The following is a 16975-nucleotide window of genomic DNA, read 5'->3' on the forward strand; positions in this document are numbered from 1 at the left end:
CAACCGAACTTGAGGCTGCAGGGTTCCCTTGCAACATAGAATCTCCCACAGGGTTTGTGGTGTGCGGGGATGCTGCGGGCCGCCGGGATCCCATGTGGGAGCCAGCCTGCTGGCGATGGCGGCGGGTCAGGCAGTGGAGATGTCGGCAGTGCCGGCCTCATCGCTTGCAGGCAAGCTCCCACAAGTTTTTGTGGTGTGCGGGAATGCTGCGGGCCGCCGGGATCCCATGTGGGAGCCAGCCTGCTGGCGATGGCGGTTGGGCGGGCAATCTCAGCTCGAAGGCGGTGGTTTCGCCAATTCGATCCCCTCGGCCCCCAGGCGCTTGAGGATCTCGAACAGCAGGTCGCTCTTGGTCGTGCCGACGATCCGGGGGCTGGCGACGTAGCCGGTGACGGTCAAGGTGATGCCTTCGGGCGAGAGCTTGCTGAAGCGCACGAACGGCGCCGGTTTTTCCAGGAGGGTCTCGTGTTCGCGGTAGGTGTCGAGCAGCAGGTTCTTCACCTGCTCCGGGTCGATGTCCAGCGGGAACATCAGTTCCAGGGTCGCCACGCCCTGGGCGCTGCCGCCGAGGGTGACGTTGCGCAGGTTCTGCGAGATCAGCTGCGAGTTGGGCACGATCACGATCGAACGGTCGCTCAACTGGATCTCCGTGGCGCGCACGTTGATGCGGCGGATGTCGCCTTCCACGCCGCTGATGCTGATCAAATCGCCGACCTTCACCGGCCGCTCCGTCAGCAGGATCAACCCGGAGACGAAATTCTTGACGATCTCCTGCAAGCCGAAGCCGATGCCCACCGACAGGGCGCTGACGATCCATGCCAGGTTCGTCCACTGCACCCCCAACGACGACAGCGTCAGCAGGATCACGAACGCATAGCCGATGTTGGAGAACAGGGTGCTGAGGGACGCGCACATGCCCGGATCCATGTCGGTCTTGGGCAGGAACTCGTTGTCGAGCCAGCGGCGCAGGGCGCGGATCAGGTAGATGCCGATCATCAGCGCCAGCACCGCGTTGAGCAGATGCCCCGGCACGATGTTCAGCTTGCGCAGGCCGGCGCCGCCGAGGATCGCCACGATGTTGCTGACCAGTTGCCCGAGGGTGGTGCCGATGCCGCCGACGAACAGGGTGATCACCGTCAGCAGCAACAGCGCGGCGCGGCCGAAACCGGCCAGCAAAATCGACAACTGGTCCAGCCGCCGGTCGCTCATGCCCAGCAGGTGCTTGAGCGCCTTGCCGCTGGCATGGCGGGGCGAGAACAGGAACTCGCAGCCGTCCTTGAACAACTGCATCAGCAGGTAGAAACCGGTCAGTACGATGTAGCTCCAGATCAGCTCGTAGATCACGAAGCGGGCCAGGGACACGTACCCGGTGAGCAGGGCGATCAGCGACACCACCATCGACAGGCAGGCCACGGCGTAGATCGCCCCGGCCAGGGTGCTGACCTCCGCCGACGCGCCGTTGGCCGTCACCAGCACCTTGCGCACGTTGCCGGTGCGCACCAGCATCGTCACGATGATCGCCAGCACGAACAGGGCCACCAGCCCGCGGATGCCCATCACCAACTGGCTGCTCATGCCCGCGGCGGCGCACATCTGCGACAGCGTCACCAGCACCAGCAGCGTCCCGGCCAGCAGCCGCGCAAACGGCTTGAGGACTTTCGCCACCGGGTCGGCGATGGCCGGCAGGCGCCACGACGGATGCTCGGTGGACAGCAACGCCCGGCTGAGGCCCGTGATCATCACGCAGGCGTACACGGTCTTCTCGAACTCGGCGGAAAAGCTCGCCAGCATCGGCGTCAGCGGCTCGTTGCGGGTGCAGGCGTAGTACAGCAGTTGCAGGGCCACGCCGGTGGTGAGGATGGTGGCGATCGCCGAGGCACTGGCCAACGCGCTGCGGCGCAGGCGGCCTTCCGGCATGCGGTGGATGCAGAACTGCGCCATCTGACGGTCGGCGAAGCGCCGGCCCAGCGTCCAGATCAGCAAGGCCAGCAGCACCAGCACACTGGTATAGAAACGCTGGCCGGGCTTCCACACCTCGGCGCCGGTCTCCTTCACCTGGGCGATGAATTCGCCCAGGCGCTGGCGGTCGTCCGCCGACGGTTCGAGCATCGGCGCCCAGAAATCCGGGTTGAGAATGCTCAGCGTGCCCAGGGTCAGCTCGCTTTCCAGCAGGTTGCGGCGGATGCCGGCGATCTGGTTGATCAGGTCGGCGGCGCTTTCCTTGAGGGTGGCCAGGTTCTTCAGGGCGGTGTCGACCTTGGCTTTCTGCGCCGTGAGCGAAGCCCGCTGCGCCGCGATGTCGGCCTGCTCCGGCGCCACGCCTTCGGCCGGCGCGGCGCCGAGCACGCCCAGTTGCACCGTCAGTTGCGCCTGTTGCGGCAGCAGCGAAGCGGACAGCCGGTCGATGTCCAGGATGTAATCCTGCACCCGGTCCTGGGGCGCTTCGAGCTGGTTGTAGTTGCTGGCCGAGGAAATCTCTTGCTTGAGGCCGTCGAGCCGTTGCTGCAAGGCCTGCAGATCATCCGTCGACACCCCCGGCAGCGGCGCGGCGCCGGCATCGGCGGCTTGCGCCACGTCCTCGGCCGACACGCCGACGGCCATCGGACCGAACAGCACCAGGGCGACGAACAGCAATGACTTCAAGGCGTTGCGCATGGGAGGGCCCGATTCCGGTTGTTCACACAGTCTATGAGGTTAGGTGATCGAATCCGGCGCCGATGAAAAGTTTCACCGCGCCCGGGGCCTGTCCGTAATCCTGGCTTAATGCCTGTCCGGTGAGATCGCCGGCACGTGTCCACCCACCTGCGTTTGCACGCACCCGAAGGCGCCACTAGACTCCTGGCCATGAAACGCTACTTGCGGCTTTGCCTCATCTTCCTGATCAGCCTGGCGCTTCCCCTCAGCGGGATGGCGGGCGTGCCGGCGCCGACCGAGCCTTGCCCGATGAAGACCATGGGCATGGCGATGATGGACGGCATGGGGATGGACTGCTGCCAGGACATGGCCAAGGACACCGCCAAAGACACCAAAGCCTCTCACGGCACGCCCTGCAAACCGGGCCAGGAATGCAAGACCGGCGGCCTGCTGCAGGTTGCCGTGCTCAAGCCGCCCGTCACCGTGTTCAGCCCCGTCACGCAATTCTTCTTCAGCGATTTCCTGCCGGCCTCGACCCCGTCCGGGGTCTGGCGACCGCCCCGCGCCTGATTCCTGCAATCCATTGAAACCCATTCCGCCGAACGCGGAATGAATGGGCTGTGCGCGCCTTTTGGCCCGCGCACAGCGGATGTGCACAGGAATCGACACCATGAAACTCAAGTGCTGTGGCACCGGGTGGCCGCTTGCGGTCGGCCTGGTCGCCAGCGTGCTCGCCGGGCCGAGCCTGGCCGGCAGCCTGACCCTCGACGAAGCGCTGCGCCTGGCCGAAACTGGCGCGCCTTCGTTGACCGCGCAGGACGCCAAGATCCAGGCCGCCGGCAGCGCGGCCATTCCGGCGGGCGAACTGCCGGATCCCAAACTGCTGCTGGGCGTGCAGAACTACCCCATCGGCGGGCCCGACCGTTGGAGCCTCGACCAGGACTTCATGACCATGCAGACGGTCGGCCTGCGCCAAGAGGTGCCCAACCGCGACAAGCGCAACGCCCGCATCGAGGTCGCCGACGCAGCGGTGGAACGCGCCACCGCCGAGCGTCGGATCGAACGGCTCAAGGTGCGTCAGTCCACGGCGCTGGCCTGGATCGGCGCCTATTCGGTGGAACGCAAAGCCGCGCTGCTGGACGCCCTCAACCGGGAAAACCGCCTGCTGGCCGACACCGTCCGCGCCCGCATCGCCGGCGGCCGGGCGGAACCGGCGGACGCCGTGACGCCCAAGCAGGAAGCGGCGCAACTGGCCGAGCGCCAGGACGACCTGATCCGCGAACGCGCCCAGGCCCAGGCAGCGCTCAAGCGCTGGATCGGCCCGGCCGCCAGCGACACGCCGGCCGGCAGCCTGCCGGACTGGCCGGTGGACGCCCAGACCTTCAACCACCAGCTGCAACACCACCCGGAACTCGCCGCGTTCGCGCCCATGACCCGCGAAGCCGAGGCCAAGGTGCGGGAGGCCGTATCGGAAAAACGCTCGGACTGGAGCTGGGAAGTGGACTACCAGCACCGTGGCCGCGAGTTCGGCGACATGGTCAGTGTGCAGCTGTCGTGGGACTTGCCGCTGTTCCCCGAGACCCGGCAGAACCCGAAGATCGCCGCCCGCCAGGCCGAGCTCAGCCAACTGGAGGCCGAGCGCGAGGCGTTGTCCCGCGAGCACACCGAGCAACTGGAAACCGACCTGGCCGAGTACCAGCGGCTGGACCGTGCGGTGGCGCGCAACCGCGACAGCCTGGTGCCGCTGGCGAAGGAGAAGGCCGACCTGAGCCTGGCCAGCTACCGCGCCGGCAAGGGCGATCTCAATGCCGTGGTCAACGCCCGCCGCGAGCTGATCGAAACCCGCCTCAAACAGATCGACGTGGAAGAACAGCGGGCCCTGACCGGCGCGCGCCTGCACTTTGCCTATGGAGACACACGCCCATGAACCTCAAACACTGGAACGGGGCATTGCTGGCCGGCCTGGCGCTGGCGATAGGCGCGGCCGGCGGCTACGGGATCGCCCGGCAAGGGCAGGGCGTCGAGCCTGCCGCCGCTTCGGCGCCAGGCGCGCCGGCACCGGACGAGCGCAAGGCGCTGTACTGGTACGACCCGATGTTCCCTGCGCAGAAATTCGATAAGCCCGGCAAATCGCCGTTCATGGACATGCAACTGGTGCCCCGGTACGCCAGCGGCGCGGGGGAGAGCGCCGCCGTCAGCATCGACCCGGGCCTGACCCAGAACCTGGGCCTGCGCCTGGCGCCGGTCAGCCGTGGGACGTTCGCTTCCAGCCTCGACGTGACCGGCGTGCTGGCGTTCGACGAGCGCGATGTGGCGGTGGTGCAAGCGCGCACCGCCGGGTTCGTCCAGCGGGTCTACGCCCGGGCACCCGGCGACGTGCTGCCCGCCGGCGCCGCCCTGGCGGACCTCCTGGTGCCCGACTGGGCTGCTGCGCAGACCGAGTTCCTGGCCCTGCGCCGCAGCGGTGACGCGGCGCTGCTGGCCGCGGCCCGGCAACGGCTGCAACTGACCGGCATGCCCGCCGGCCTGATCGCCCACGTGGAGCGCAGCGGCAAGGTGCAAGCCAACCTGACCGTCACCAGCCCGTTGGGCGGCGTGTTGCAGGAACTCAACCTGCGCACCGGCATGACCGTGGCCACCGGCGAGACCCTGGCCCGGATCAACGGGCTGGGTAACGTCTGGCTCGCAGTGGCCGTGCCCGAATCGGAAACCGGCTCGATCGGCGCCGGGCAGACCGTCGAAGCGCGGTTGCCGGCGTTTCCCGGCACCGTGCTGCGCGGCACCGTCAGCGCGATCCTGCCGCAGACCAACCCCGACAGCCGCACCCTGCGCGTGCGGGTCGAACTGCCCAACCCGGACGGCCGCCTGCGGCCCGGCATGACGGCGCAGGTGCGCCTGACCCGTACCACCGCGCAAAGCGTGCTGTGGGTGCCGAGCGAAGCGGTGATCCGCACCGGCCGGCGTGCGCTGGTGATGCTCGCCGAAGACGGCGGCCGCTACCGCCCGGTGGAGGTGCGCCCGGGCCAGGAAAGCGACGGCAAGACCGCGATTCTCGGCGGCCTGGAAGACGGGCAGCAGGTGGTCGCCTCCGGCCAGTTCCTGCTCGACTCCGAAGCCAGCCTCAAGGGCATCGTCACCGCGCCGCTGGACACCGACGGTAACGCAGCGGGGAACCAGCCATGATCGCCGCACTGATCCGCTGGTCCGTCGCCAACCGCTTCCTGGTGCTGTTGGCCACGTTGTTCATCACCGCATGGGGCGTGTGGTCGGTGCAGAGCACGCCCATCGACGCGCTGCCGGACCTGTCCGACGTGCAGGTGATCATCCGCACGCCGTACCCCGGCCAGGCGCCGCAGATCGTCGAGAATCAGGTCACCTATCCGTTGTCCACGACGATGCTGTCGGTGCCCGGCGCGAAGACCGTGCGCGGCTATTCGTTCTTCGGCGACAGCTTCGTCTACGTGCTGTTCGAGGACGGCACCGACCTGTACTGGGCCCGCTCGCGGGTGCTGGAGTACCTGAGCCAGATCCAGGGCCGCCTGCCGGCCAACGCGAAACCGGCGCTGGGCCCGGACGCCACCGGGGTCGGCTGGATCTACCAGTACGCGCTGGTGGACCGCAGCGGCGGGCACGACCTGGCGCAGTTGCGCGCCCTGCAGGACTGGTTCCTCAAGTTCGAGCTCAAGACCCTGCCCAACGTCGCCGAAGTCGCCACGGTGGGCGGCATGGTCAAGCAGTATCAGGTGCAGCCGGATCCGGTCAGGCTGGCCAGCCTCGGCATCACCCTCGCCGAAGTGCGCGAGGCCATCGCCCAGGCCAACCAGGAAACCGGCGGCGCGGTGCTGGAAATGGCCGAGACCGAGTTCATCGTCCGTGCCTCCGGCTACCTCAAGACCCTCGACGACTTCCGGGCGATCCCGCTCAAGCTTGGCGCGGGCGGGGTGCCGGTGACCCTGGGCGACGTCGCCACGGTGCAGACCGGCCCGGAAACGCGCCGGGGCATCACCGAGCTCGACGGCCAGGGCGAAACCGTCGGCGGCGTGGTGATCCTGCGCAGCGGCAAGAACGCCCGCGAGACCATCGCGGCGGTCAAGGCCAAGCTCGACGACATGAAAAGCAGCCTGCCGGCCGGCGTGGAGATCGTCACCACCTACGACCGCAGCAAGCTCATCGACCGCGCCGTGGACAACCTCAGCCACAAGCTGCTGGAGGAGTTCATCGTGGTGGCGCTGGTGTGCGGGATCTTCCTGTGGCACCTGCGCTCGTCGCTGGTGGCGATCATCTCGCTGCCGGTGGGCGTGCTGATCGCGTTCATCGTCATGCGCCACCAGGGGCTCAACGCCAACATCATGTCGCTGGGCGGGATCGCCATTGCCATCGGCGCCATGGTCGACGCCGCCGTGGTGATGATCGAGAACGCCCACAAGAAGATCGAAGCCTGGCACGCGGCCAATCCGGGGCAGGAACTCAAAGGCGAGCGCCACTGGCAGGTGATGACCGAAGCGGCGGCGGAGGTGGGGCCGGCGCTGTTCTTCTGCCTGCTGATCATCACCTTGTCGTTCATTCCGGTGTTCACCCTGCAAGCGCAGGAAGGGCGGCTGTTCGGCCCGCTGGCGTTCACCAAGACCTACGCCATGGCCGCGGCGGCGGGGCTGTCGGTGACGCTGGTGCCGGTGCTGATGGGCTACTGGATCCGCGGCAAGATCCCCGACGAGCGCCGCAACCCGCTCAACCGCTGGCTGATCCGGCTCTACCAACCGGCGCTGGACGCCGTACTGCGCCGGCCGAAGCTGACCTTGGCGGTGGCGCTGCTGGTGTTCGTCAGCGCGGCGTGGCCGATGTCGCGGCTGGGCGGTGAGTTCTTGCCGCCGCTGGATGAAGGCGACTTGCTGTACATGCCGTCGGCGCTGCCGGGGCTGTCGGCGCAGAAAGCCGCGCAACTGCTGCAGCAGACCGACCGCCTGATCAAGACCGTGCCCGAGGTCGAGCACGTGTTCGGCAAGGCCGGGCGCGCCGAGTCGGCCACCGACCCGGCGCCGCTGGAGATGTTCGAGACCACCATCCAGTTCAAGCCCCACGCCCAATGGCGCCCCGGCATGACCCCGGAAAAACTGGTGGAAGAACTCGACCGCGTGGTGCGGGTGCCGGGCCTGACCAACATCTGGATCCCGCCGATCCGCAACCGCATCGACATGCTCGCCACCGGGATCAAAAGCCCCATCGGCGTGAAGGTCGCCGGCAACGACCTGGCCCAGATCGACGCCGCGACCCAGGCCGTGGAGCGCGCCGCCAAAGGCGTGCCCGGCGTCAGCTCGGCCCTGGCCGAACGCCTGACCGGCGGGCGCTACATCGACGTGGACATCGACCGCAGCGCCGCCGCCCGCTATGGCCTGAACATCACCGACGTGCAAGCCATCGTGGCCGGCGCCGTGGGCGGTGAGAACGTTGGCGAAACCCTCGAAGGCCTGGCGCGCTTCCCGATCAACGTGCGCTACCCGCGCGAGTGGCGCGATACCCCCACGGCCCTGGAGCAACTGCCGGTGTACACGCCGTCCGGCAGCCAGGTCACCCTGGGGATGCTGGCGAAGGTCAAGGTCACCGACGGCCCGCCGATGCTCAAGAGCGAAAACGCCCGGCCGTCCGGCTGGGTGTACATCGACGTGCGCGGCCGCGACATCGCCTCGGTGGTCGGCGACCTGCGCCGGGCCGTCGGCGAGCAGGTCAAGCTGCAGCCCGGCATGAGCCTGAGCTACTCGGGCCAGTTCGAGTTTCTGGAACGGGCCAACGCCCGCCTGAAACTGGTGGTGCCGGCCACGCTGCTGATCATCTTCGTGCTGCTGTACCTGACCTTCGCCCGCTTCGACGAAGCCCTGCTGATCATGGCCACGCTGCCCTTCGCGCTGACGGGCGGGGCGTGGTTCCTGTACCTGCTGGGCTACAACCTGTCGGTCGCCACCGGGGTCGGCTTCATCGCGTTGGCCGGGGTGTCCGCCGAGTTCGGCGTGATCATGCTGCTGTACCTGAAAAACGCCTGGGGCGAACGCCAGGACCAAGGCGAAAACGGCGAACGCGGCCTCGTCGCCGCCATCCGGGAAGGCGCCGTGCAACGCGTGCGCCCCAAGGCCATGACCGTGGCCGTGATCATCGCCGGCCTGCTGCCGATCCTGCTGGGCAGCGGCACCGGCAGCGAAGTCATGAGCCGCATCGCCGCGCCCATGGTCGGCGGCATGGTCACCGCGCCGCTGCTGTCCCTGTTCGTCATCCCGGCGGCGTATCGCTTGATGCGCCGTCGCCGCTTACCTGTTGCATCCACTCAACCTGAAGGAGTCACCCCATGAAACTCATCCCCATCACCGTCGCCGGCACCCTGGTCGCCTTCGCGTTCGCCGCCGGGGCAGACGACATGCCCGGCATGAAAATGGACGGCATGAAAATGGACGGCATGCCCACTACGCAAACGGCCCCCGCCACCCAGCAAACCCCGGCAGCCGAGGCCCAAGGCACGATCAAGGCCATCGACCCCGACAAACACACCGTGACCATCGCCCACGGCGAAGTGCCCACCCTGCAATGGCCGCCGATGACCATGGGCTTTGCCGCCACCCCGGCGCAATTGGCCGGGTTGGCGGCGGGGGATCGGGTGGCGTTTTCGTTTCGGATGGAGGGGAGTAAGGCGGTGATCGTTTCGATCAAGAAATAAGGTGCAGGCGTAAAAAAACCGGCGCGAGGGTTCGCGCCGGTTTTTGTTTGTGCGGTGTTCAGATCGACCGCTGATTCACCCGTTCCTCCATGAACCATGTTGGCATTGGAGCAGCCAATCAGTTGAATAGGAAACTATCAATATACCGTTTGGCGCAATTCCAAAACTTATATTGAGAGTCGTCTAGGGTTTCTATGCGTCAGCAGTATTTGAAGACGTTTTGCTATCTGGATATCGCGAGGGAATGTCTATGGATACGGCAGCTGATGTCTATGTGGTTTTTATAAAACATGTTGGAGCGTTAGTTGAGCACGGTATTAGAAAGTTCGAAAATCGGTGGTTGATCGGGAGGGAAGGCCTTAATGACCGTTTCATAGAAGTCATTGATCGACTTAAGTCCTCGTCGGCAAAAATCGCCATCGCCAACGCGTTTTCTCAACTGGAACCGGAGATAGAGGATGCATTGGTCGAAGAGCTTAAATTTGTCATAGCTAACATCAATTTTACTGACGATAGCGTTGAATTTGAGCATCCAGAATATAGCTCCGGCGTGGAGGAAGAAGATGAAGAGAAACACGATGCAGATGTGGCCTCCGCAGCAAAAACAGGCAAAGACAGCCTTGAGGATATTCTCGGGAAATGGTTGCCGAAATGGTTAAAGAACCGGCTTAAAATCTTGAATGAGATATTGTCGATAGTGTTCAAGATCTAGAACTAATGGATCTCGATAATGTTCTACGGTGTATTCATAGATAAAAAAGGGCAGATCTACTGTTGTTGTGGCAAGAAACCTAGATCTGCCTCTTTTTGAGTCTCTCAGACGAGGTAAGCCGCTTGCGTATCTAGAAGCGGTTGCGCCGTGTCGAGTGCACGCTTGATGGTCGCCAACTCTTCGCCGACAAGGCGTTTGCCGCCCAGTGCACAGAAGTCGCCGCCCGGATCGCTGTGCAGCGAAAACAAACCGATGACCCCGTCGCCCACCTCTTTGACGATCAACGCCATGAACGCCTCGTGGGGCGTGCTGGCGGTCAGGTAGGTGAATTCCTCGACGGCGGCACGGCCGCTCCAACTGACCTCATCCCAGGCCTGCCGGTCGGGCTGGATGAAACGCTGCTCAGGCGTAAGGGCCGCCTCCACATCGTCCAACAGTGCGCGCAGAACCGTCAGCAGCCGCTCGCAAGACAACACGTTGAGCTCGAACCGGCGTCGCCCTGGGATCGATGATGGCAAGGAGCGAACCACGTCCGCTTCCAACACAAAGCTCTGGCCGATCTCCGACGGTTGCTCGCTCCAGCCGTTCAGGTCGGAAACCGGCGGGCACCAGATGACGTGCAGGGTTGCACCGGCACTGACAAGAACATGGCCGTCAAAATCCGCGCAGACGTTGCCACCGACCCTCGGCAGCAAGTCACGCAGGTGAAGGACCGGCGCGCCGTAGTCGATGCCGTTGTCCTGGGACCAGAACTGCGGGAAGTGAATGAACGGGGCGCGCATCAGGCCACCCTCAACGCTTGCTGAACGCCAACCGCGCCGCAAACAGCACAAAGATCATCCCGGTGGTGCGATCCATCCAGCGGATCACGCTCTCACGGCGCAGAAACCCCGACAACGGCTGCGTCGCGCCGATCAGCACCATCGACCACACCAGCCCCAGCACCACATGAATGCTCACCAGCCCGAACGTCCACGCCACCAGCGGCTGCCCCTGGGGAATGAACTGCGGCAGAAACGACACATAGAAAATCCCGACCTTGGGGTTGAGCACATTGCCCAGCATCCCCTTCAGGAACCAATTGCCCCCGGCCTTGCCGCTGGCCTCGGCGGGCGCCAGCGAACGGCGAGGGCGCAGCAGCATGTTCACCCCGAGCCACGCCAGGTACGCCGCGCCGCAATACTTCAGCAGGTTGTAGCCCAGCTCCGACACCGCAATCAGCGCCCCCAACCCGAACGCCACCGCCGCACCCCACACCAGGCACCCGGCATTGATCCCCAACGCCGCCCGAAACGCCTGCCGCTTGCCCTCCACCGTGGCGGTGCGCAACACCAACGCCGTGTCGAGCCCGGGCGTGAGGGTCAACAGCGTGGCGGCAAACGTGAAGGCAAGAAGGTTGTCGGCGATGGACATGACGGCACAGGCTCCGGGTGAAGGTGCGGGCACGTTAGCCTGTTCAGGCCGGCGGATCCAGCAACGACACCAGCCGCGCCTCCAGCGAACCGCCGTCCACCTCCAGCAACACCAACGTCACCGGCAACCTGAACCGCCGAGGCCCGGCACTGCCGGGGTTGATGTACAACCGCCCGTCGCGCCGCTCGATCAAGGGTTTGTGGGAATGGCCGGTGATGACGAGTGAAATGGCCGGGTCGAGATCGGCGGGGACGTCGGCGATGTTGTGAACCAAAAGGGTGGGGTGGCCGTGCAGGTCGAAAGTGAGCAGGTCCGGCAGATTCTGCGCCCAGGGACTGTTGACGTCGTTGTTGCCGCGCACGGCGTGGACCGGGGCGATGGCGGCGAGTTGGGTGAGGATGTCCGGGTTGCCGATGTCACCGGCGTGGATGATGAGGGAACAGCCTTGGATCGCGGCCAGGGCTTCGGGGCGGAGGAGGTTGTGGGTGTCGGAGAGGATGGCGGTGGGCATGGGGGGATTCGAGGATGGTTTCGGCCAGAGGACGTTACTCAGAATGGCAGCTATCGGCCAAAAGCAGACACTCTATCCAATGTGAATTTCACGTGCAGGAATCAGCTTTGGTTGCAGGCAATCGTAGGCAAGTGGTTCTTAGACGCATCTACCCGTTTGACTAGATTGCGTTCGAACATCTTTTCAGGCCTACGTGAATCCCCTACAGAGGGTAATTGGCTCAAAAATGCTGTCTTTCGACAAGAACGGGCGCGAGTGAAAGTCGATTGTGACGTTTTGGAGGTAAGCGTGCTATAAATTTGACCATCAGTTACGTGGTTGCGGGCAGTGAATTTTAAAAATCTAGAAGTTGTGCATTTAAACTGATGGAGGGATGAATGAATTTTGAATTTCCCACAAGCTTATCAATAGAAAGTTGTGAGTTGTTTCTGGATAAGCTTGCAAGTGCTGAATCCGTGAATGATATTTTGATGCCGGAAGGCACAAAAAATATTGCTTTTGGCAGTTATGCTGCGGCCATTCAAGCGATTAATACATGGGCTCGTCGCAGCAGCAGTCGAAATGTTTATATAAAGGCTACAGGAGCAGAAACTTCAGAGAGAGTTGGCGAGTTGTTGAGTAGGCCGCATAAATTTTGTCTTTCAATGCTTGCTAAAAATATATACATTGAGGGTGGCCAGAACGATATTCGACTATCGGTTAATCTTGCAGCTCGTGAAGCTATAGAGCAACAAGGAAACTCAAAGTTCGGGCAGCAGCGTGGAGGGTTGTGTTGGTTTGCGTTAGTGGACCATAGCACCAAGGGGTTTGATCGAAATTTTTATCTTCATAGTTATGACAAAAAACCAACGGTTAGGGATCAGCTCCAATTTCGATCAGTAATGTCAGCGATGGTCGGTAAGTCGACTAACCTTGTCGGGGGGGCAGAGCCCCTCAATGATGAGGCGAGCGGGTACTTGGGCAGGGCGTTTTATGAGTTATTCCTGAATACTCATGAGCATGGAAGTCGAAGTGTAAAAAAAGACATATGGCTTAAACCTGGCATGCGGATAATTTACACGAACGGCGTAAATCTCACCGCATCAAGCGTGGAGGCGAGGGCAGCTGCAAGCGGGGCAATGAGCAATTATTTTTCCGCTATTGATGAACTTCCACTAGAACGAAGGAAGTTTATTGAGATAAGTATTGTGGATTCAGGGCTGGGATATGAAGGAAGATGGCGCGTCGATCAGCCGCAAATAGAAGCTGAAGCAGAGCTATCAAATTTGGATGCAGAGTACGAAATATTCAAAAAATGTTTCACATTTCGACAAACATCCTCAGGGAAAAGCTCAAAGGGCCATGGCTTGCCAGTAGTAATGGAACGTCTTACTAAGCTTAAAGCATTCATGAGAGTTCGTAGCGGGCGACTATCGCTATTTAGGGATTTTGTTAATAACCCATTTCACAGCAACGACCTTTGTGAGTTTGAAGACTGGGAAACACAAGAAAGGGGCGCTAGGACTGAGATGGCTCCGGTATCAGGTGTGGCAGTTACCTTTCTAATCCCCTTGGAGATGAGTGAATGAACGGATGCTTTTCTTTTCGGTTTGAAAAAACGAGTGGTGCTCGGAAAAGTCTTCTTTTGTTTTTCTCTGGAGAGATTTCAAATGACTCTATTGCCAAAGTGGTTAAGGCGGATGTCGAAAAAAATCTAGTACCCGCAAATGTTTATGTATTAGCCTCAAGAGATCAGCGGCAACCACTTTGCGACTTGAGTGAGGATATTGCGCTGCGTGAAGAAATAGAATCTTTCGTAGGTGATATAAATGAAAAACTCATATGTTTATTTTTCTCTCCTGATGGAAGAATTTTTTTCAATAATGACTCGCAGTTAATACCAAGCAGTCTTGAGAAGGAGATAATTCAATGTGGTGTGATTGATATATTTCAACGGCGGTGCGGAATAATTGCATCGCAGTCGAGTTATCATTTCCTAAAACCGTCAGGCGACCACTGCAATGCATTTATACGCGCATCCAATCTATTGGTTTCAAGTGTAGAAGTATCATTTTTGGCTATTGGGTTGCTGCCCTTCTTTACTGCAGGGTTAAAAAGAATTTATGTTGACACCTCCTCAATATCCTATTTGGTTAGCCAGGCGTTGAGTATGTCAGGAAAGTTTGGAGCAACACTTCCATTGATTGATAGCTTTGAATCGTATGCCGTTTTTAATAGGGATTATGATTTTATTGCGGATGCTGAAAGTCTTGTTCTAATTTCCGCTACTACCAGCGGAGGATTGGCACAGAAGCTTGTTAAAAACAATGGCTTTGTAACTGAGCTTGTGAAGAATATATTTTATAGTCACCTGCCGCCAGGGATAAATGGGATATTCGATATTGCGAGCGCATTAACTGGTCACGAAAACTCATATCGCGCTCACGATTGTCCGCTTTGCAAAAGAGGCTCTCGCTTGATTAGGATAGTTGGCGATCAGTTTCTGCCGGAAACTCCTACCCATGAGCAGTTAATGATTAAAAGAGCGGATTTCAACAAGGATCGAGCAAGTTTTTTCAAAGAGTTCGCGACAAAAAACATCCTTTGTTGGTCTCGGTCGTCTAGTCCCTCATCTGAATTTCGAGAGCTTTACTATATCGATATTGAGCGTGTCTTCTGTGACCCTTCTCCTGAGTTTTTTAAGGTTTTTGAACGAAAGGTTAGGAAGAGCTTTGCAATTGATGTTGAGCTTGTTGTATCACTTGATGATTCAGGTTCAAAGGCATTTTCTGAGGCGATAAAGTCTCAAGTTGGCACCGCCGCCGAGAGAATTAAGTGGTGTTCTGTATCAGAGCTTCAGCATAACCAGTTGGTAAACGTAGGTTCAGTAGTTGTAGTTGCAGGTGCGATAACATCTGGCGGAAAATTACTGGATATGTCAAGGCGTCTTAGGAAAATGCAGCCTACCGCATCAATTTTGTATTTTGTAGGCTTCTCTAAAATCTCTAACTCCGTATCGCTCGATCAAGTCAAAAGAGATTTAGAGCAAGGTGGGCATGAACTAGTTGTGCTGCAAAAGGCCCCCATGCCTCGGGTGACAGAAAACAGCAAGACATCTTGGGATGTTGAACATGATAATTTGATGTTAATTGGAGGCGACGATCCACTTGGAGAATCTGAGTCGCTGCCTGATATTTTGGCGCAAAGATTAAACTCCTATGATGTTTCGTCTGATAATTTATTCCTTCCTACCACTAGCGGAAAGCCTCTAGCGCTTCGCCCGACATTTGCATTTTGGCATGAATTAGAACTGGATACAGATCTAGCAAGTCAGGCTGATGTGTACTGGACTATTCAGGCATTGATACACGACTTAAGATGTAGAGTCGGAAAAGACGGGCTCGATAACTTTTACCACGCAACGGTTATCAGTCCAGCTTGTTTTGATCGGTACAATGATGGTGTGATCCAAGCTGCTTTGCTTCGTTCGGCAAATCCTACTGAGCTTGATTACTCGGTTAGCGATGATTTCAGTAATAAGATGTTAGGTGTGATCGTTTCTATAGTAGAAAATCATGCAGCCGAACAAGGTGAGGCAGCATTGGAGTTCTTAATGGCAATGTGGATAGGAACGATGCGCCTGACGGCAGAAGACACTAAAAAGCTATGCAAAAAATTTGCTGCTGGAACAGGGTCTGCAGATATAGATTTCCTACTAAATAAGGTCTCAGAGGGCTAAGTTTTATTGCTAGAAGAAAAAAGGGGCGGATCTATTATAAAAATTAATCCGTTCCCTTTTCGCGCTTAGGGGAATTTCATCTCGGCGCAATCGAAAAAGCGCCGAAGCAATTGATGTTCTTTGGCTGATGAGCTATCTGATCTTTCTCGCTAATTCTCGTGTAGTTACTAGCTTTACCATGCCGTGTGATATGGCCCGAAAAGAAAAGAAAAAAGCGCTAAAAGAGTTTAGTATTAGCAAGATGGGTATGAGGTAAACTAATAATAGATAGGTTGTGGAGTCGCTTGTTTGTAGATTTATCCTTAGCTGTGAAGTTATAGTTGCGATAATGGCCCCGCTTGCTAACCCTAACGCGAACAAAACCGTTGCCTGGAGCGCCCTCTCAGCAGCATATAGGGATCGGCGCTGGGCGGACCCTGGCTGAAGCGCCCTTGATCTATTGTACAATAGAGCAGAAAAGCCAAACAAAATCGCAAGGGTAGGAAAGCATAGCGTTGCAAGATATAGAAACTCGCTACGCACGAGATAGTGGTGTATGGATGCGAAAAATATTGTCGCGCCCAGTGACCAGATCAGAAAGAAGAACAGCTTGATAAGTTGCCTAGCTATAAAGCCTATTGCGCGACTTAACATGTGGGCACTCCTATTCATTGAGTGTGGCTGCAGGATTGGTAAATGAAAGTGCGAAAGGACTAAGCGTTGTAGAATGCTAAGCAGGTGCGAGTTTGTTTTTACTAGCTATTTAGTTTGGAGTGTGGGTGTCCCTGTCGGAGGGTGCATGGCGACCTACAAGCTCCTTGTTGAATCTGGAGATAAGCTCTGTCTCGGACAGATTAAAATAATTAATTAATCTATAGTAATTTGATACTGCTCGATCAAGCAAATTTACTGTTTCAGTTTCAGGGTCAAAGCAGATATCGTCATCGCCAATTTTATCCAGATGCTTAGTTCTATTTTTTGCGTGGTTCATGATCGCCGCTATGTCCCTCGCAGATGATTCCCTTCCTTCATCTAAAAAACTAGAAATTTTAACTGCACCATCCCTCAGGCTCTCGAAGGATGACTCTTCACCCAAGCGATTGACATAAACGCCAAGAATCTCATCTGCACCGCCGGCTAAATGCAGCGCTGCAAAAAAGTATTTACCTTCGAAATAAGCTGCCAAAGCACGCTCCAGCAACTCGACTGCAACCAGTAGTTTTTGTGTTGGCTCCTGCATTGTTAGATCCCTAGGCTGCGCATGCACATGGTTCGTGGAGTCTAGACTAGCCGAGGGTCAAAATACCA

General features: G+C 59.2%; 13 protein-coding genes. 8 read left to right on the plus strand and 5 right to left on the minus strand.

Translation table 11 applies throughout. The features are described 5' to 3' along the window. Positions 1 to 270: 270 nt before the first annotated feature. Positions 271 to 2655, minus strand: coding sequence for a DUF3772 domain-containing protein (locus ACIP0B_RS08590; protein ID WP_400831195.1), 2385 nt, complete (start codon positions 2653 to 2655; stop codon positions 271 to 273). 189 nt (positions 2656 to 2844) lie between these two features. Here ACIP0B_RS08590 and ACIP0B_RS08595 point away from each other — a divergent pair, with 189 nt between their 5' ends. From ACIP0B_RS08595 to ACIP0B_RS08620, 6 genes are all read left to right on the plus strand, one after another. Further along, entirely contained in the window at positions 2845 to 3204 is a 360-nt protein-coding gene (locus tag ACIP0B_RS08595; protein ID WP_400831196.1) for a hypothetical protein, read from the plus strand. Positions 3205 to 3304: 100 nt separating this feature from the next. After that, on the plus strand, positions 3305 to 4561 hold the full coding sequence (locus ACIP0B_RS08600) for a TolC family protein (RefSeq protein WP_400831198.1): 1257 nt from the start codon (positions 3305 to 3307) through the stop codon (positions 4559 to 4561). Beyond that, complete coding sequence (locus tag ACIP0B_RS08605; RefSeq protein WP_400831200.1) at positions 4558 to 5817, plus strand: efflux RND transporter periplasmic adaptor subunit; 1260 nt, start codon at positions 4558 to 4560, stop codon at positions 5815 to 5817. Before ACIP0B_RS08600 ends, ACIP0B_RS08605 begins: the two co-directional genes overlap by 4 nt. After that, complete coding sequence (locus tag ACIP0B_RS08610; RefSeq protein WP_400831201.1) at positions 5814 to 8972, plus strand: efflux RND transporter permease subunit; 3159 nt, start codon at positions 5814 to 5816, stop codon at positions 8970 to 8972. Before ACIP0B_RS08605 ends, ACIP0B_RS08610 begins: the two co-directional genes overlap by 4 nt. Further along, positions 8969 to 9334 (plus strand): copper-binding protein, encoded by a 366-nt coding sequence (locus ACIP0B_RS08615; RefSeq protein WP_400831203.1) that lies wholly within the window; start codon positions 8969 to 8971, stop codon positions 9332 to 9334. The genes ACIP0B_RS08610 and ACIP0B_RS08615 overlap by 4 nt, the downstream gene beginning before the upstream one ends. A 250-nt stretch (positions 9335 to 9584) precedes the next feature. Next, on the plus strand, positions 9585 to 10046 hold the full coding sequence (locus ACIP0B_RS08620; protein WP_400831205.1) for a hypothetical protein: 462 nt from the start codon (positions 9585 to 9587) through the stop codon (positions 10044 to 10046). A 104-nt stretch (positions 10047 to 10150) separates the two neighbouring features. Here ACIP0B_RS08620 and ACIP0B_RS08625 read toward each other — a convergent pair whose 3' ends face one another. Genes ACIP0B_RS08625 through ACIP0B_RS08635 form a run of 3 tightly spaced genes read right to left on the minus strand, consistent with a single transcriptional unit; the run spans position 10151 to position 11970 of the window. After that, entirely contained in the window at positions 10151 to 10828 is a 678-nt protein-coding gene (locus tag ACIP0B_RS08625) for a hypothetical protein (protein WP_400831206.1), read from the minus strand. 10 nt (positions 10829 to 10838) lie between these two features. Then, the gene (locus ACIP0B_RS08630) at positions 10839 to 11459 is read right to left on the minus strand and encodes a LysE family translocator (protein WP_085632924.1); all 621 of its coding nucleotides are present in this window, start codon (positions 11457 to 11459) and stop codon (positions 10839 to 10841) included. Positions 11460 to 11502: 43 nt separating this feature from the next. After that, positions 11503 to 11970 carry a metallophosphoesterase family protein gene (locus ACIP0B_RS08635; protein WP_400831208.1) on the minus strand — a complete coding sequence of 156 codons (468 nt, stop codon included), beginning with the start codon at positions 11968 to 11970 and terminating at the stop codon, positions 11503 to 11505. 377 nt (positions 11971 to 12347) lie between these two features. Here ACIP0B_RS08635 and ACIP0B_RS08640 point away from each other — a divergent pair, with 377 nt between their 5' ends. Continuing rightward, complete coding sequence (locus ACIP0B_RS08640) at positions 12348 to 13538, plus strand: hypothetical protein (protein WP_400831209.1); 1191 nt, start codon at positions 12348 to 12350, stop codon at positions 13536 to 13538. Beyond that, entirely contained in the window at positions 13535 to 15688 is a 2154-nt protein-coding gene (locus tag ACIP0B_RS08645; protein ID WP_400831210.1) for a hypothetical protein, read from the plus strand. The genes ACIP0B_RS08640 and ACIP0B_RS08645 overlap by 4 nt, the downstream gene beginning before the upstream one ends. 742 nt (positions 15689 to 16430) lie before the next feature. On the opposite strand, the gene ACIP0B_RS08650 is transcribed toward ACIP0B_RS08645, so the two are convergent. Beyond that, positions 16431 to 16907: a hypothetical protein gene (locus ACIP0B_RS08650; protein WP_400831212.1), complete on the minus strand. Its 477-nt coding sequence runs from the start codon at positions 16905 to 16907 to the stop codon at positions 16431 to 16433. Positions 16908 to 16975: the final 68 nt, after the last annotated feature.

This window comes from Pseudomonas sp. NPDC089534 (genome assembly GCF_044749305.1).
In the GTDB taxonomy this organism is placed as follows: domain Bacteria; phylum Pseudomonadota; class Gammaproteobacteria; order Pseudomonadales; family Pseudomonadaceae; genus Aquipseudomonas; species Aquipseudomonas ekonensis.

Coding starts and splice junctions, on each gene's coding strand:
- ACIP0B_RS08590 (WP_400831195.1), bottom strand. CDS start 2,655: ATGCGCAACGCCTTGAAGTCATTGCTGTTCGTCGCCCTGGTGCTGTTC.
- ACIP0B_RS08595 (WP_400831196.1), top strand. CDS start 2,845: ATGAAACGCTACTTGCGGCTTTGCCTCATCTTCCTGATCAGCCTGGCG.
- ACIP0B_RS08600 (WP_400831198.1), top strand. CDS start 3,305: ATGAAACTCAAGTGCTGTGGCACCGGGTGGCCGCTTGCGGTCGGCCTG.
- ACIP0B_RS08605 (WP_400831200.1), top strand. CDS start 4,558: ATGAACCTCAAACACTGGAACGGGGCATTGCTGGCCGGCCTGGCGCTG.
- ACIP0B_RS08610 (WP_400831201.1), top strand. CDS start 5,814: ATGATCGCCGCACTGATCCGCTGGTCCGTCGCCAACCGCTTCCTGGTG.
- ACIP0B_RS08615 (WP_400831203.1), top strand. CDS start 8,969: ATGAAACTCATCCCCATCACCGTCGCCGGCACCCTGGTCGCCTTCGCG.
- ACIP0B_RS08620 (WP_400831205.1), top strand. CDS start 9,585: ATGGATACGGCAGCTGATGTCTATGTGGTTTTTATAAAACATGTTGGA.
- ACIP0B_RS08625 (WP_400831206.1), bottom strand. CDS start 10,828: ATGCGCGCCCCGTTCATTCACTTCCCGCAGTTCTGGTCCCAGGACAAC.
- ACIP0B_RS08630 (WP_085632924.1), bottom strand. CDS start 11,459: ATGTCCATCGCCGACAACCTTCTTGCCTTCACGTTTGCCGCCACGCTG.
- ACIP0B_RS08635 (WP_400831208.1), bottom strand. CDS start 11,970: ATGCCCACCGCCATCCTCTCCGACACCCACAACCTCCTCCGCCCCGAA.
- ACIP0B_RS08640 (WP_400831209.1), top strand. CDS start 12,348: ATGAATTTTGAATTTCCCACAAGCTTATCAATAGAAAGTTGTGAGTTG.
- ACIP0B_RS08645 (WP_400831210.1), top strand. CDS start 13,535: ATGAACGGATGCTTTTCTTTTCGGTTTGAAAAAACGAGTGGTGCTCGG.
- ACIP0B_RS08650 (WP_400831212.1), bottom strand. CDS start 16,907: ATGCAGGAGCCAACACAAAAACTACTGGTTGCAGTCGAGTTGCTGGAG.